This is a genomic window from uncultured Shimia sp. (genome assembly GCF_947493595.1).
In the GTDB taxonomy this organism is placed as follows: domain Bacteria; phylum Pseudomonadota; class Alphaproteobacteria; order Rhodobacterales; family Rhodobacteraceae; genus Shimia.
Genome location: NZ_CANLRL010000001.1, coordinates 894,246 through 910,775, shown reverse-complemented (window position 1 = coordinate 910,775; position 16,530 = coordinate 894,246). Strand labels below are relative to the sequence as shown.

Here is a 16,530-nt window from a genome sequence, read left to right as displayed (position 1 = left end):
ACATCGTGACGATCATGCGGCGACTATAGCGACGGGTTTATGAGATGAAAGTGCGAAAGATCGTGGGGATTCTGGCCCTGTTTGGCTTGATCGCCGGGCTCGGTTGGGTTGCTTTGAAACCAAAACCTGAGGCCCAAATTTTGTTGTCCAACGCGACCGCGGCACCGCTCGCGTCACAGCCGAATCAGCTCGCCGTATTTGTCACGATGGAGAATGTCGGGCCACCTGACCAACTGATGTCTGCCAGTGCCACAGACGCGCAAGATGCGAGGTTCAGCGAAAATCATGGGCCGCTCGCTCTGCCTTCGGAGTCCCGTGCCTCTCTGGCCGCAGACGGGGTTTTTCTGACTCTGGATGGCATTGATGGAGACTTGAAAGACGGGCGGACTTTCCCTATTTCATTGATGTTTGAAAAGGCTGGCACGGTCACGACACGCGCCCGTCTGGTAGCCCCCAAAGTTTCCGGGAAAGCGGCAGATCTGGGTCTCTTTGGCATCGGTGACATTTGCCAGGTCGGCGACGGAGAGCCGGCGCCACGCATTGCGATCTCCGCTGAAGAAACCGAAGGCGGCTGGAAGATTGGCGTTCTCTCCGACGACTTCGAATTCACACCAAACCTTGTGGATGGGCCTCACGTTCCGGGCACTGGCCACGGCCACATCTATCTCAACGGTTTGAAACTCGGCAGGCTCTATAGCTCGACAACAAGAATTGGGCACTTACCTCCCGGTCAGCACGAGATTCGTGTCACATTGTCGACCAACGACCATCGCGCCTACGTAATCGGCGACAAACCGGTAACGGCTTCGATTCGAATTCTCAGCGATTGACAGGTAAATATCCCTGCCTCCATCATTTGCATGCAAATAAATTTGCTTGGAGGAGCGTAGGTGACCGACTCACAGAACTTGCACACTGGCACGGTTGTTGGCGTCGATGTCGGCGGCACCTTCACGGATCTCGTTGCCATAAGCCCATCCGGCCTGTGTATCGCAAAAGTGCCCAGCACGTTACACGATCAGTCCAAAGGCGTGATGTCCGCGCTTGAAGCAGCTGAATGCGAAATCGCGGCGCTTGACCTCATTGTGCACGGCACCACCACCACCACCAACGCGGTTCTTGAGCGCAAGCTGGCCAAAACCGGGCTTATCACAACCACAGGATTTCGGGACATTTTGGAACTGGGTCGCCGCACCCGACCTCAGGCCTACGGTATGTTTGGCGAATTTACGCCCCTCATTCCTCGCGATCTGCGCCTTGAGGTGCCAGAGCGTATGGACTGCGATGGCAATGTGCTCACTCCATTGGATATCGATGCCGTCACCAATGCGGCCAAGGTCTTGCTGGATCGTGGGTGTGAAGCTGTTGTCGTGCATTTTTTGCACGCCTACGCAAACCCTTCTCATGAACGTGAAGCTGTCCAAGCACTGTGCAAGGTCTGGCCCAACACATACATAACCGCCGGCCATGCATTGCTGTCGGAAAATCGAGAATATGAACGCGGGGTCACCGCAGCGGTGAATGCATCTGTCCAGCCGGTCCTCACCAAGTATGTCCACCGCTTGACCAAAGCGCTGACGGAACAAGGATATGCCAAAGACTTACTTATTATGAATGGCAACGGCGGTATGGTGCAGGCCCAGAACGTCTCTCCGGAGGCAGCCAAAACCGTGATGTCGGGCCCTGCTTCCGGGGTTATGGCTGCAGCCTTCACAGGACGCGCAGCACAAGAGCCTCATCTCATCACCTACGATATGGGCGGCACGTCAACGGATGTGGCCCTGATCCGCGACGCCACGCCTTCGGTCTCAAATGAAATTGAGGTGGAATACGGTATGCCAATCCATGTGCCCATGGTGGATGTGCGCACCGTCGGTGCGGGCGGCGGGTCCATCGCAAAAATCAACTCCGGCGGACTGCTGGAGGTAGGTCCAGAGAGCGCGGGCGCAAAGCCCGGCCCAATCTGCTTCGGGCACGGCGGCAAACAGCCAACCATCTCAGACGCAAACTTTCTGCTTGGGCGTCTCCGCCTTGCAAATCTCTCACCTGAGGAACAGAGCGCCCGATCCCGCGACGTGCGCCGCGCCTTTACCGAGCATCTCGCATCGCACCTAAAGTGCTCCGCCGTCGAAGCTGCTTCTGCGGTTGTTCAGGTAGCCAACACCAAAATGGCGGGGGCAATCCGGATGGTGTCATTGTCCTTGGGAGCCGATCCTCGGGATTATGCTCTTTTTGCTTTTGGCGGCGCAGGCCCCTTGCATGCCGCTTCCTTGGCCAAGGAGCTGGACATCCCCCGTGTCATAATCCCGGCCCGCCCCGGACTGACCAATGCTTTGGGCTGCGTGGTTGCCGACCTGCGCCATGACTTTGTGCGCACTATCAACGCGCCTTTGAGCACGCTGTCTCAATCCAAACTTACCACAGTCTTTGAAGAGCTGATCCAGAAAGGCAAAACCTTGATCGAGCGGGAAACTGTTCCGCTGGAGAGCGTAGAGACCCACCTGTCTCTCGACATGCAATTTGTCGGGCAAACCCACCTTCTCCCCGTGCCAATAACGGATGTGAGGCTGTCCATTGACGACCTTCAAACCCTTTTTGAACAAGTGTACTTTCAGCGGTTTCAGGTGAAGCTGAATGAAATGCCTGCCTCTGTGGTGAACGTAAACTGTTCCGTTGTTGGTCGTCGCCCGCCGTTGGATCTGTCTCTTCTTTCGAGCAGAACTTCACGCGCGCCAACGCTTGAGGCTGCACGAAAACAGTCGAGACAAGTCTTTTTTGGCAATACATGGATAGAGACACCAGTTTACTCTCGAGACGCTCTTCCATCTGATGCGACACTCACTGGCCCGGCAATCATAGAACAGATGGACACCACAATTGTGGTTCCACCGGGGGTTAGACTTGCATCAGATGTGGTTGGCAATCTAGTCCTGTATATCGGAGCGAATGTATGACGCTGGACCCTGTCACACTCACCGTCATTCAAGCTGGTTTGCAGCAAGTTTGCGATGAAATGGACCTCGCCTTTTCGCGAGCTGCCTTTTCTCCGGTCATCGCTGAGGCCAATGATCGCTCTGATGGGATTTACGCCGCCACCGATGGCGCTTTGATTGCCCAGGGGGCCGCGGGCTTGCCCGTGTTTGTCGGTACAATGCAGCACTCCACACGCGTTCTGATTGAGATGATCTCCGCTGGTGACGTGGCAGCCCCGGTTCCAGGCGACATTTATGTCGTCAATGACCCCTATCTTGGCGGTACGCATTTGATGGATGTGCGCTTTGCGAAACCGTTCTACCGGGATGGAGAAATCTTCTGCTGGCTGTCCAATACCGGCCATTGGCCGGACACCGGTGGGGCTGTGCCGGGCGGTTTTTCTGCCTCCGCAACGGCGGTGGAACAGGAAGGCCTGCGCTTACCGCCCGTCAAGCTCTTCAAGCAAGGTGTAATGGACAAAGAGATTTTTGCAATCATCCAGTCCAACATCCGGATTGCCGACCAGCGTATCGGAGATGTGCAAGCCCAAGCTGGCGCCCTACGCGTTGGCGAAACCCGCCTGACCGCATTGCTTGACCGATATGGCGATTCTACAGTTTCAGATGCCATAGACCAGCTGAATCAGCGTGCGGATGACCAAATGCGCAGCAGGCTTCAGAACATCCCCAAAGGCACCTACACTTCCACGGCATTTATCGACAGCGATGGTGTGGTCAACGCACCTCTCACAATCGCGCTCTCTGTCACCAAATCTAATGAAGGGCTGACCTTCGACTTTAAGGACAGCAGCCCGCCGTGCCTTGGTCCCATGAACTCAGTGAGAGCCACAACGCACAGCGCAGTCTACCTCGCCATGAGACACATTTTCCCGGACGTGCCTATGAATGCCGGAGCCTTTGCGCCTTTTAACATCATAGGTATCGAAGACACGTTTCTGGATGCCAAATATCCGCGTCCGGTTTCTGGCTGCGCGGCGGAGGTCTCGCAACGTATCGCCGAAGCTGTTTTTGCTGCGCTCGTGCAAGCCATCCCAGAAAAAGTCACGGCCGCGCCTGCGGGGACCAGCGGTAACTTTGCTCTTGGTGGTTTTGATCCCGAGCGCAATCGCAACTACGTTATGTATCAAATTTCAGGCGGCGGTTACGGCGGCAACGCACGGCACGACGGTCTGTCAAACGGCTGCTCAACCATCGGCATCTCCAAAGCCCCGCCAATCGAAATCATGGAACAGGCTTACCCCGTGCTTTACCGCCACTACGCCTTACACAAAGGATCCGGTGGCGCAGGCGTACATCGTGGTGGATTTGGTCTAGACTATGAGGTCGAATTGCGTCGCGGTGAGGCCAAGGCCAGCTTTGTCATGGACCACGGACGCTTTGGCCCGCAAGGCGCGCGCGACGGCAGTGATGGAGAGGTCAACAAGGTCGCCGTGTATCGCGACGGCGCGCCATACACGCCCGAACACTTGTCAAAAGAACAGGATATTTTGCTAAAAGTCGGCGACCGGGTCCGCGTGCAAACCCCCGGCGGAGGCGGTTATGGCGACCCGCTGGAGCGCGACCCTCAACTGGTTGTCGAAGACGTTCGCCTGGAACGGTACTCGCCGCAACAGGCAAAGACCCTGTTTGGCGTGGCAATCGCTTCATCCTTCGAGGTGGACAGCGCTGCAACAATCGTACTCAGAAAAGAAAAGCGCACCACAGCCAAGTGACGCGCTTCAATTTCACAATATTACAGCCTGACAAATATCAGAAAAACGCCTGCAGCCCTGTCTGGGCACGCCCTAGGATCAGCGCGTGAACGTCATGTGTGCCTTCATAGGTGTTCACCGTTTCCAGGTTCACCATGTGACGGATTACACCAAACTCCAGGCTGATGCCGTTACCGCCGTGCATGTCGCGCGACAGTCGGGCAATATCCAGCGCCTTGCCACAGTTGTTGCGCTTGATGATCGACACCATCTCTGGAGCGGCCTTCGCCTCATCCATCAAACGGCCAACCCGCAGCGCCGCCTGAAGACCCAGTGAAATCTCGGTCTGCATGTTGGCCAGCTTCAGCTGGAACAACTGCGTTTGCGCCAGTGGCTTGCCAAATTGCTTACGATCGAGACCGTACTGACGTGCCGCGTGCCAACAGTATTCCGCAGCTCCCATCGCACCCCATGCAATGCCATAGCGCGCACGGTTCAGACAGCCAAACGGACCTTTCAACCCTTCCACATTTGGCAGCAGTGCGTCTTCAGACACCTCCACATTGTCGAGTACAATCTCACCGGTGATCGACGCCCGGAGCGAAGCCTTGTGCGCAATTTTTGGCGCTGACAGCCCCTTGGTTCCTTTTTCCAATACAAAGCCACGGATCTTGCCGCCATGCGCGTCCGACTTGGCCCAAACCACAAACACATCTGCGATTGGCGAGTTGGAAATCCACATTTTTGCACCGTTCAGCACATAACCGCCGTCCACTTTCTTAGCGGTGGTCTTCATGCTGCCCGGATCAGAACCGGCATCCGGTTCGGTCAGACCAAAGCAGCCAATCCATTCACCAGACGCCAGCTTGGGCAGGTATTTTTTGCGCTGTTCTTCAGAGCCATAAGCGTAGATAGGATACATCACCAGAGAGCTCTGCACCGACATCATCGAACGATAGCCGCTGTCCACACGCTCCACTTCGCGCGCCACCAGACCGTAGGTCACGTAGCCAGCACCAATACCGCCGTATTCTTCTGGGATGGTGGTGCCCAACAGCCCCATCTCGCCCATCTCGGCAAAAATCGCCGGATCGGTCTCTTCCTGCTCAAACGCCGCGGTTACACGTGGCGCCAGCTTTTCCTCACAATAAGCGCGTGCGGCATCCCGGATCATACGCTCATCTTCTTCCAGCTGGCTTTCGATCAGAAACGGGTCTTCCCAGTTGAACGAACCCAATTCCGGTTTGGACTGTGGTGCCAGATCCTTGGCCATGGTCTCTCCTTCCGTCCGCCTCACATAGAGGCGCAAAACATCAATTTCCGTTGCCGCCTAAAATGTCCGACCCTGCTTCAACGTCAAGGCAACCCGCATCAAACGCCGCTACGTCGCGAAAACTTTCTTGTCTTCTATTGCGCAGAATATTGAGCATTGCTAGACCCAATTGATCAAAGTTTCGTTGCGTCCTGTGGACACAGTGTATCACATCAACAGGCTCAACACGGAGGACCCGATGAGCGATCCGTTTGACGTGGGAGACCGCCTTAAAAAACTACGCCTGTCTGCGGGATTGAGCCAGCGCCAACTGGCGCAATACGCTGGCGTGCCGCATGGGCAGATCTCCATGATCGAAACCAACCGCTCCAGCCCTTCAGTGGCCAGTTTGCGCAAGATATTGGGCGGCATGGGCATGTCGATGGCCGAATTTTTTGAACCGGAAACCCATGCGCCGGGTCAGGTTTTTTTTGGTCCAGAGGCTCTCTCTGACCTTACGTCACAACTGGGCACTGAGGCTTCGAAACTCACCCTCAAACAGGTAGGCAATGCCAAAGACCACGGCTTGCAGATCCTTCGCGAACACTACGCTCCAGGGGCTGACACCGGTGAAACCATGCTATCCCACCCCGCAAACGAGGGCGGCATTGTACTCTCTGGCGAAATCGAAGTGACCGTGGGCAGCCAAACCCAAATCCTGCGGGCCGGGGACAGCTATCTGTTTGACAGTCGCCAGCCCCACCGTTTCCGCAATATCTCTGACACTCCGGCCGAGGTGGTTTCCGCCTGCACGCCGCCCTATCTCTGAAGGCTTCCCATGACCCCACTCAAAGGTCTCAAAGTTGTAGAACTCGCCCGCATTCTGGCCGGCCCCTGGATTGGCCAATCCTTGGCTGACCTTGGTGCTGAGGTCATCAAGGTGGAAGCCCCTCAAGGTGACGACACCCGAACCTGGGGTCCGCCCTTTATCGAACGCGACGGTGACAAAACCGCCGCATATTTCTACGCCGCCAATCGCGGCAAGACCTCCGTGGTCGCGGATTTCCGAACTGAGAAAGGCCGCGCCCAAGTACTAGAGCTGATCAAAGACGCCGATATTCTGATTGAGAACTTCAAAGTTGGCGGTTTGAAGAAATTCGGCTTGGATTACGACACACTGTCCAAACTCAATCCGCGCCTGATCTACTGCTCGATCACTGGCTTTGGCCAAACTGGCCCATATGCCTCCCGCGCTGGCTATGATTTCCTGTTGCAAGGCATGTCCGGACTGATGTCGATCACCGGAGAGCCGGAGCGACAGCCCCAGAAGGTCGGTGTTGCCGTCACGGATGTTGTCACCGGTCTCTATGGCACCATCGGCATTCTCGCAGCCGTCGAGCAACGCCACACCACGGGGCGCGGACAGCATATCGACATGTCCCTGTTGGATTGCGCCACGGCAATGCTGGCCAATCAGGCGATGAACTACCTCGCCACCGGAGACAGCCCTAACCGCAAAGGGAATGCGCACCCCAACATCGCGCCTTACCAAGTGGTCCCCACATCCGACGGTCACATCATCATCGCCGTTGGCAACGATGGTCAGTTCCAACGCCTTTGCGGTGTGCTGTCGCGCGGCGATTTGGGTAACGCCCGGAACTATGCAACCAACCAATTGCGTGTCGCCAATCGCGATGCCCTCACTGAGCAGATTGAATTGGAAACCAGCAAATGGTCTTCGGCAGAACTCCTGGCTGCGCTAGAAGCCGCCACCGTTCCCGCTGGACCAATCAACTCGATTGAACAAGCGCTGACCGATCCTCAAATCGCGGCGCGTGGCATGGTGGTGGAGGCCGAAGGTGTGCGCGGACTGCGTGGCCCCTGGGTGTTTTCCGACGCGGACCTGTCCACAGACCGCACCGCGCCGGTATTGCCAAAATCAAAACCTTAGACGCCAAGGTAGCGGTCAGTTTCTTCCGGCCCCAAAGCGTCAAAATCGCCAGCCCAGACCGTGCGCCCTTTCTCAAGGATCACCGCACGGTCAGCCACCTGCCCCAATTCTTTCAGGGATTTGTCGATGGCAATAATCGCCATGCCGGTTTCGGCTTTGAGCTTGGCAACCGCCTCCCAAATCTCCTGACGGATCACCGGAGCCAAACCTTCAGTGGCCTCATCCAGAATAAGCAACTTCGGATTGGTCATCAGCGCCCGGCCAATCGCCAACATCTGTTGCTCCCCGCCAGACAGCGAAGCAGCGGACTGATCCCGCCGCTCTTCCAGGCGTGGGAACAAACGGCACACTGCCGCAAAGTCCCATGCCCCTTTGCGGGCCGCCGCAATCAGGTTCTCGTACACCGACAGATTTGCAAAACACCGGCGCCCTTCGGGCACAAGCCCAATACCCAATCGCGCAGCCTTATAAGACGGCAAACCGCCAATATCCCGTCCGCTAAACTGGACGGCACCACCTGAGTTCTTCAGCATCCGGCACATGACTTTTACAGTGGTGGTCTTGCCCATGCCATTGCGCCCCATCAGGGCTAGAACTTCACCTTCGCCAACGCTCAACGACACATCAAACAGCGCCTGACTAGGGCCGTAGAACGCCGCGACATTTTTTAGCTCGATCAAACTCATGCTGGCACCTCATCACCCAGATAGGCCCGCCGGATTTCCGGGTTCACTTTGATTTCCTCTGGCGTGCCGGTGGCAATCACCTCGCCATAAACCAGCACGCTGATCCGATCCGCCAGCGCAAAAACCGCGTCCATGTCGTGCTCAATCAACAAAATGGGCGCTTCCTTGCGCAGCTCAGTCAAAAGCCCGATCATCTGCTGCGCACCTTCAAGCCCAAGCCCCGCCATGGGTTCATCCATCAGGAAGGCTTTCGGCTTCAACGTCAGTGCAACCGCCACCTCCAGTTGCCGCCGTTGTCCATGGCTCAAATCCGCCGTGCGTGTTGCTGCGAATTCAGCCAAACCAACCTGCGCCAAAGCCGCCTTGGCCGTCGACACAAGCTGCGTATCTTTCATCACCGGCTTGAAAAACGACATCACATTGCCACGCTGCCCCAACGCGCCAAGCACCGCATTTTGCAAAACTGTGTGCTCCATGGCCAGCGACGAGATCTGAAACGTCCGTCCAAGCCCTTTGCGCGCGCGCTCCGCCGGACCAACGCCGGTCAGATCCTCATCCATCAGCCGCACTGTGCCGCTGTCAGAGGCCAAATGTCCTGTGATTTGCTGGATCAACGTCGACTTCCCGGCCCCATTCGGACCGATCAGCGCGTGGATTTCCCCTTTGCGCAAATCCAGCGACACATCATTGGTGGCCTTCAAGGCGCCAAAACTTTTGAAAAGCCGCTCTGTGTTCAACACCACATCAGTCATGGGCTTTCTCCCGACCTGCAAGGGCCCCAATCACGCCACCTTTTGCAAAAAGCACGATACCAAGCAGTAGCGCTCCCAGGTACACGTGCCAAAACTCAGACAACCCGCCCAGCGTATGTTCCAGAAGGATAAAAATTATCGCGCCAATCACCGGCCCAAACAGCCGTCCAACGCCGCCAATGATGATGAAGATGATGATCTCCCCCGACATCTGCCAGCTTAGCATTGTAGGGCTGACAAAGCGGTTGAGGTCTGCAAACAGTGCTCCTGCCAGACCGGTCACCGCGCCGGAAATCACAAAAGCCACCAACCGCAGATGGTAAGGCTTCATGCCAACCGATAACACGCGTGTTTCGTTTTGCCGCGCCGCACTCAGCGCCAGCCCAAATGCCGATTTGTGGATCGCATTCATCAGTAACAGCGCCAGACACAGGATCGCAAAACACAGGCCGAAGAACTGCATCGGCACCAGCGTGTTCAGCCCTGGAAACTCATTGCGCACATAGATCGACAGGCCATCCTCACCGCCGTAAGCTGGCCAACTGATCGCGAAGTAGTAGATCATCTGCCCAAAGGCCAAAGTGATCATGATGAAATAAACGCCCGAAGTCCGCAGGCTCAACGCCCCAATCGCAAGTGCGGCCAAGGCGCTTGTCACCATCGCCACCAGCCAGATCACCGGCATCGACTTTGTGCCTTCAATCAGAAACGGCACTTCCATGATTGGCGTATAGGCCTGCGCATGGCTCGCCAAAATGCCCATCGCATAGCCGCCAATACCAAAGAACGCCGCATGTCCCAGGCTGACTAGCCCGCCAGTCCCCAACGCGAGGTTCAATCCCACGCCTGCCAGCGCGAAAATCGCTGCGCGTGTCGCAAGCGTGATGATAAACGGCTCATCCGCCATCAACGCCCAAAGCGGCACCCCAAGCAAAACCGCCAGCGCGGCCACATTGATCCAGGTTTCTCGTGTCATCTCACGCCACCCCATATAGTCCGCGGGGGCGGAACACCAAAACGCCCGCCATCAGGATGTAAATCAGCATCGACGCCAGCGCCGATCCGACAGAGACCGCTGCCGATGGCTCCAAAAACAACCCAAAAACCTGGGGCAACAAAACACGGCCCATCGTGTCGGTGAACCCAACCAAAAGCGCACCAACAAAAGCGCCTTTGATCGAACCAATGCCGCCAATCACAATCACGACAAACGCCAAAATCAGCACCGGTTCGCCCATGCCCACTTGCACCGATTGGATCGCCCCAACCAAGGCCCCGGCGAAACCTGCCAAAGCAGCACCAAGCGCAAAGACAAAGGTATAAAGCTTGGCAATATCCACGCCCAAAGCTGCAATCATTTCCCGATCTGCCTCGCCGGCACGGATACGAATTCCGACCCGAGTGCGGTTGATCAGGCCAAACATGCCCACGGCCACCAAGAGGCCAATCACAATAATTGACAGTCGGTAAGCCGGGTATTCGATCCCGCCCGGCAAGGTAACCGGCCCCGCCAACAAAGGTGGCACGTCTAGGAACAATGGGAACGAGCCAAACAGCCAGCGTGTGCCCTCGGAAAAGATCAGGATCAACGCAAAAGTCGCCAACACCTGATCCAAATGGTCGCGGTCGTACAAGCGCCGAATAATGGTCAGCTCAATCAGCGCCCCGGCCAGTGCCGCCGCCGCCAAAGACGCCATTAAGGCCAGTACAAATGATCCGGTTGCCGCTGCCACAGCCGCCGCGGCAAAGGCCCCGATCATATACAGCGACCCATGCGCCAAATTAATAAGCCCCATGACGCCAAAGACCAACGTCAGGCCCGCGCTCATCAAGAACAGCATCACGCCGAACTGAAGCCCGTTCAGCATCTGCTCTATGAATAGTAGTGTTGTCATTGCCCTCATCCAGCGCCACAGAGGCACACCTCCGCCAATAAATTGACGCAGAAAATTCAGTTTATTCAGGATATTGAAGATCGAACATCATGCCCCCACCCCGCCAAGGCGCATGGAAATGGGAAGGCCAGAAAGCCTTCCCAAAGTCACTTACATTTTGCAGTCGCCGGCATAGGCGTCCGAGTGGTTGGACAGACCAGTCGCAATAATCTTGTTGGTGTACACGTCACCTTCCTTGATCACCTCACGCACATAGATGTCCTGCACCGGGTGGTGGTTGTCACCAAAGGCAAACTCACCGCGCACCGAGTCAAAATCCGCCGCTTTTAGCGCTGCGCGGAACGCATCTGCATCCGCAATATCCGCTTTGCCCATTGCCGAGATCAGCAAGTTGGCGGTATCAAACCCTTGGCTCGCATAAAGCGACGGCAAACGGCCGTATTCGGCTTGGAACGAGTCCACAAATGCTGCGTTTGTCGCGTTATCAATGTCCTTGTTCCACTGGCTGGTGTTCTTCACACCCATCGCCGCATCACCAACAGCTTGCAAAATGCCTTGGTCGAAGCTGAACGCTGGACCAACCAACGGAAGATCCACGCCGCTCGCCGCATATTGTTTCAGGAACGAAATGCCCATGCCACCTGGCAGGAAGAAATACACGCTATCCGCACCGGAGGCCCGGATCTGCGCAATTTCAGCCGCATAGTCCGTTTGTCCAAGCTTTGTGTAAAGCTCACCTGACAAGGCACCTTCAAAGAAGCGCTTGTATCCAGTTAAAGCGTCCTTGCCGGCAGGATAGTTAGGCGCCAAAATAAAGCTGTTCTTCAAACCGGTGTCGTTGGCGTATGCCCCCGCCGCTTCGTGCAGGTTGTCGTTCTGCCACGCCACGTTGAAGTAGTTCGGATGACAGCCCTTGCCCGCGAGTGGTGACGGTCCTGCATTTGGCGACAGGTAGAATTTACCCTGAGCGGTCGCGGCTGGCACAACAGCCATCGCGAGGTTGGACCAGATGATGCCCGTCAGCACGTCCACCTTTTCGGATTGGATCATCTTGTCAGCTAGCTGTACCGCGATGTCCGGTTTGCGCTGGTCATCCTCAATCACCACCTCCAGATCGTCGCGGCCAGCCTGCTGCACTGCCAGCATAAAGCCATCGCGTACGTCGATGCCAAGGCCAGCACCGCCACCCGACAATGTGGTGATCATTCCTACTTTCACATCAGCCTGCGCTGTTGCGCCTACCAATGCCATCGCCGCAGCCAATGCCGCACTCCGCAACTTCATTTTGTCGCTCCCTGGTTTTTTGTTTTTACAAGATGAACTTTGGGCGCTCAAAGGCCAGTCCGTCAATAACCTGGGAAATTTTTTTTTAAGCTTAAAATATCTTCAAGCCTAAAAGGTATTTTTTCGTACCTTTACAGCACCTTATTCAGCAATTTTCAAGCTTAGCTTTTACCCATCATTAGGGTGGCTCTCACCATCAATATACTTATACAAGAAAACTAGCCGCTCTACACACTTCGACACACTGAACCGCATCCAACAAAAAACGCCGGGGAAATCCCCGGCGTTTAGATCCATTAACCGCGCGACCACCAGCCGCGTCGTTTTGGTTTAGGCGGAGCCGCGGGTTCTTCGGGAACCGTGGCCTCCGGAGCAACAGCTACTTCCAATGGCGATTCTACTGCCTCTGGTGCACCGCTGGTTTCTGCTTCCACAATCGGCGCTTCAACAGGCTCCGGAGCCTCAACAGCAGTGTCAGCCACCGGAACCACTTCCGATGTATCAACAGCTTCAGACTCGTCCGTTACGTCGACAGGCGTAACTTGTTCAACTTCTGCTTCAGCCACTTCCACCGGCTGCGCTTCGGCCGGTGTCTCGGTGCTGACCTCTTCCGAGGTCACCTCTTCCACTGTGGCATCTTCGCTTACGGCTTCAGATTTCTTGCCACGTGACCGGCTACGACGGCTACGGCTGCGTTTTTTCGGTTTCTCTTCACCATCAGAAGCCTCTTCCGCTGGTGTCTCAGACCCAGTCTCAGATGCCTCAGCACCCTCCGACGCCTCCGTGTCAGTGTCGCTCTCGGTCTTGGCTTCTCCGTCAGCGTTGTCTTCACCTTCACCGTTGCCGCGACGACGGCGCCGACGACGACGGCGTTTCTTCGGCTTCTCTTCGCTCGTATCTTCTGCTGGCTTTTCTTCCACCGCAGCTTCTTCAGAGATCACTTCCGCGTCTTCCACGTCAGCGTCGTCAATCGCATCCATGATAGAGATATCGCCGGAAACCACTGGTGCTTCAACTTTTGGCACGGCACGTGTTGCGGTCTTGAACTTCTCAATTGTGAAGTCCGGAGACACCAAGTGAGGATCGGCTTCGATGCGTACGGACAAGCCATAACGTGCTTCGATCTGTGCCACATGTTCGCGCTTCTGGTTCATCAGATAGTTCACGATGGCGACCGGCGCTTTAACCAGTACTTCACGGGTACGACCACGTGTGCCTTCTTCCTCAATCTGGCGCAGGATAGACAGTGCCAGATTGTCATCAGAGCGGATCAATCCAGTGCCGTGGCAATGCGCGCAGGGCTGCGTCGTGGCTTCGATCATACCCGGACGCAAGCGCTGACGGCTCATTTCCATCAGGCCAAACCCAGAAATCCGGCCCACCTGTATGCGGGCGCGATCCGTCTTCAGCTTGTCTTTCATCCGTTTTTCAACAGCGCTGTTGTTCTTGCGCTCATCCATATCGATGAAATCAATCACGATCAGACCAGCCAAATCACGCAGACGCAACTGACGCGCCACTTCTTCAGCCGCTTCAAGGTTGGTCTTCAACGCAGTCTCTTCAATCGAGCCTTCCTTCGTAGCCCGACCGGAGTTCACATCAATCGCCACCAGCGCTTCCGTCACGCCAATCACGATATAGCCGCCGGACTTCAGCTGAACCGTTGGGTTGAACATGCCGGACAGGTAGCTTTCCACCTGATAACGGGCAAACAACGGCAATGTGTCCTGATAGCGTTTCACGTTTTTGGCGTGGGACGGCATGATCATTTTCATGAAGTCCTTGGCAATGCGGTATCCGCGCTCGCCTTCGACCAAAACTTCGTCGATCTCACGCGAATACAGGTCACGGATCGAACGCTTGATCAGATCACCTTCTTCGTAGATCTTCGCAGGCGCAATAGATTTCAGCGTCAACTCGCGGATTTGCTCCCACAAACGCTGAAGGTATTCATAATCCCGTTTGATCTCGGATTTGGTGCGCTTGGCACCTGCCGTGCGCACAATCAAACCCGCGCCCTGTGGCACGTCGATCTCGCCAGCGATTTCTTTGAGCTTCTTGCGATCCGCTGCATTGGTGATCTTGCGCGAAATGCCACCGCCACGCGCGGTATTAGGCATCAATACGCAATAACGTCCGGCCAAAGACAGGTAAGTTGTCAGCGCCGCACCTTTGTTGCCACGCTCTTCTTTCACCACCTGCACCAGCATGACCTGGCGCACCTTGATCACTTCTTGGATTTTGTAACGACGGGCACGCGGCTTTCGCGGTGGGCGAATTTCCTCACTGTCGTCTTCGTCCGCTACCGATTCAATGCTCTCGTCCTTTTCGGACGCATCGGAGCGTTTTCCACGGCGGCGCGACCGGCGACGATTGGACTTTTTACCATTCTCGTCGTCATCAGACGACGTGTCAGATTCGCTGTCGTCTTCAGGACTGCTCGCGTCTGAACCTTCGGATGTCTCGATTGATGCATCCGCTTCTACGGCATTGTCGGACGGTGCGGCATCTTCCGTTACAGCGCTTTCAACTGGCGCATCGGCAGCTTCAGCAACCACCTCTGTTTCGGTGCTTGGTGCATCGTCAGCGGAGCCGTCAACTTGGTCTTCTGAAGTCGCTTCCTCCGAAGCTGCCACATCTGCCTCACCCACATCCGCAGGCGCGGCCTCTTCTACCACATCTTCCTCGGCCACAGGGGCGGCGCCTTCAGCTACCGCCTCTTCCCCAGACTTCTCGTCTTCGGAAACAACACTGGTCTCGGTTTCGGTTTCTTCACCGGTTTCCGGGTCTTTGCTGACAACAGCGTCTTCGCCTTCAGTGTTGGCTGCGATGGTTTTGGGACCCTCGTCCTTGCCGTCAGTGTCCTCGGCGCTTGTATCCGTTTCAGCAGCGTCTTGCGCAGGCTCTTCGACCGCTTCAACGGCCTCAACCTCAACAACAGGCGCTTGATCCGCCGCGCTGTCCGCCGAAACTTCTTCGGTTTCAGCTGCAGTGTCTTCCGCATCCGCGACGTCAGTCGCAGGCTCCTCGGCCTCGACGGCTTCCGCTTCGCCAGGCTCTTCTACCGGTGTCTCTTCTACCAGCTCCATTGGCGACAGACCTTCGTCTTGATCACCACCAGCATCTTCCACCAAATCAATGGTTTCCATACCAGAGATCTCAGCAGCAGCTGTTTCAGAGACGGCCTCTGCTGTGTCCGCATCCGCGGCCTCAGATGCAACCTGATCCTCTGTCTTCTTCTTACGGGACCGAGATCGGCGAGACCGGGATTTTGGCTTTTCCTCTTCCTCGTCGCGAGCCTTCAAAGACTCTGCATAGGCACGCTCTTCTTCCAGAAGCGCCTCACGATCCGCAACTGGGATCTGATAGTAATCCGGGTGGATTTCTGAGAACGCAAGGAAACCATGACGGTTTCCGCCATAGTCAACAAAGGCCGCCTGAAGCGACGGCTCAACCCGTGTTACTTTTGCGAGATAAATGTTGCCGGCAAGCTGCCGTTTGTTTTCAGATTCAAAGTCGAACTCCTCAACCTTGTTTCCGTCCACCACCACAACGCGGGTCTCTTCCGCGTGGGTGGCATCGATGAGCATTTTCTTAGCCATGTTATCCGTTTGCACCCGCGTAAGCGCCGCGCCCCTCCCGGGGGATCGGGTCGGTGAACTTTTTGGGGGTGTCTTGTCTGAGCGAGGGGATGCGCGCCGCCGACAGGGCCGCTTGCGGCCCCTGCTCGGTCTCTCAAATCAATCGCGCGCTTCATCGCGTTTCTTCTCCGACGCGGCATTCGGTGGTCCCGAGCCTGCGCCTGTTACATGCCCTCCGCCATGGCGGTGCGGGCGTCTCTACTGGTTCATTCTCATGAACCCAATCGGTCTGAGCATCCCGCCCGGCCCTCTGCCCCTCGGGGTCCTGTGGGCCAACTGAAACGCAATACTCAGCGAAACTCATACGGTGCGCAAAGCCTGCGCCATCCGTTCCCCCACATAAAACCACTCCTGTGGAAAACACAATGGGGAATCGTCTGACGGA

At 56.3% G+C, this 16,530-nt stretch carries 12 protein-coding genes; 5 read left to right on the top strand and 7 right to left on the bottom strand.

The window, feature by feature from the left end; genetic code table 11:
- The first annotated feature begins 50 nt into the window (after positions 1-50).
- The 3 genes from Q0955_RS04515 to Q0955_RS04505 are packed head-to-tail and all read left to right on the top strand — an operon-like array spanning position 51 to position 4,705.
- Entirely contained in the window at positions 51-830 is a 780-nt protein-coding gene (locus Q0955_RS04515) for a copper chaperone PCu(A)C (RefSeq protein WP_299420445.1), read from the top strand.
- A 60-nt stretch (positions 831-890) separates the two neighbouring features.
- Positions 891-2,954, top strand: coding sequence for a hydantoinase/oxoprolinase family protein (locus Q0955_RS04510; RefSeq protein ID WP_299420422.1), 2,064 nt, complete (start codon positions 891-893; stop codon positions 2,952-2,954).
- Positions 2,951-4,705 carry a hydantoinase B/oxoprolinase family protein gene (locus Q0955_RS04505; protein ID WP_299420420.1) on the top strand — a complete coding sequence of 585 codons (1,755 nt, stop codon included), beginning with the start codon at positions 2,951-2,953 and terminating at the stop codon, positions 4,703-4,705. Before Q0955_RS04510 ends, Q0955_RS04505 begins: the two co-directional genes overlap by 4 nt.
- 37 nt (positions 4,706-4,742) lie before the next feature.
- Here Q0955_RS04505 and Q0955_RS04500 read toward each other — a convergent pair whose 3' ends face one another.
- Positions 4,743-5,957, bottom strand: a complete 1,215-nt coding sequence (locus tag Q0955_RS04500; protein WP_299420417.1) for an acyl-CoA dehydrogenase — start codon at positions 5,955-5,957, stop codon at positions 4,743-4,745.
- A gap of 238 nt (positions 5,958-6,195) precedes the next feature.
- On the opposite strand from Q0955_RS04500, the gene Q0955_RS04495 reads away from it, so the two are divergent.
- Positions 6,196-6,765, top strand: a complete 570-nt coding sequence (locus tag Q0955_RS04495) for a cupin domain-containing protein (RefSeq protein WP_299420414.1) — start codon at positions 6,196-6,198, stop codon at positions 6,763-6,765.
- A gap of 9 nt (positions 6,766-6,774) precedes the next feature.
- Positions 6,775-7,887, top strand: a complete 1,113-nt coding sequence (locus Q0955_RS04490) for a CaiB/BaiF CoA-transferase family protein (RefSeq protein ID WP_299420412.1) — start codon at positions 6,775-6,777, stop codon at positions 7,885-7,887.
- Here the strand turns inward: Q0955_RS04490 and Q0955_RS04485 are convergent.
- From Q0955_RS04485 to Q0955_RS04460, 6 genes are all read right to left on the bottom strand, one after another.
- Positions 7,884-8,573, bottom strand: coding sequence for an ABC transporter ATP-binding protein (locus Q0955_RS04485; protein WP_299420409.1), 690 nt, complete (start codon positions 8,571-8,573; stop codon positions 7,884-7,886). The two genes, Q0955_RS04490 and Q0955_RS04485, sit on opposite strands and share 4 nt — an antisense overlap.
- Entirely contained in the window at positions 8,570-9,325 is a 756-nt protein-coding gene (locus Q0955_RS04480; protein ID WP_299420407.1) for an ABC transporter ATP-binding protein, read from the bottom strand. The genes Q0955_RS04485 and Q0955_RS04480 overlap by 4 nt, the downstream gene beginning before the upstream one ends.
- Positions 9,318-10,301, bottom strand: coding sequence for a branched-chain amino acid ABC transporter permease (locus Q0955_RS04475; protein ID WP_299420405.1), 984 nt, complete (start codon positions 10,299-10,301; stop codon positions 9,318-9,320). Before Q0955_RS04475 ends, Q0955_RS04480 begins: the two co-directional genes overlap by 8 nt.
- Position 10,302: 1 nt before the next feature.
- Positions 10,303-11,220 carry a branched-chain amino acid ABC transporter permease gene (locus Q0955_RS04470; protein ID WP_299420403.1) on the bottom strand — a complete coding sequence of 306 codons (918 nt, stop codon included), beginning with the start codon at positions 11,218-11,220 and terminating at the stop codon, positions 10,303-10,305.
- Between the two features lie 150 nt (positions 11,221-11,370).
- Entirely contained in the window at positions 11,371-12,504 is a 1,134-nt protein-coding gene (locus Q0955_RS04465) for an ABC transporter substrate-binding protein (protein ID WP_299420400.1), read from the bottom strand.
- A 296-nt stretch (positions 12,505-12,800) separates the two neighbouring features.
- A complete protein-coding gene (locus Q0955_RS04460; RefSeq protein WP_299420397.1) occupies positions 12,801-16,106 on the bottom strand; it encodes an Rne/Rng family ribonuclease in 3,306 nt (1,101 codons plus the stop codon).
- Positions 16,107-16,530: the final 424 nt, after the last annotated feature.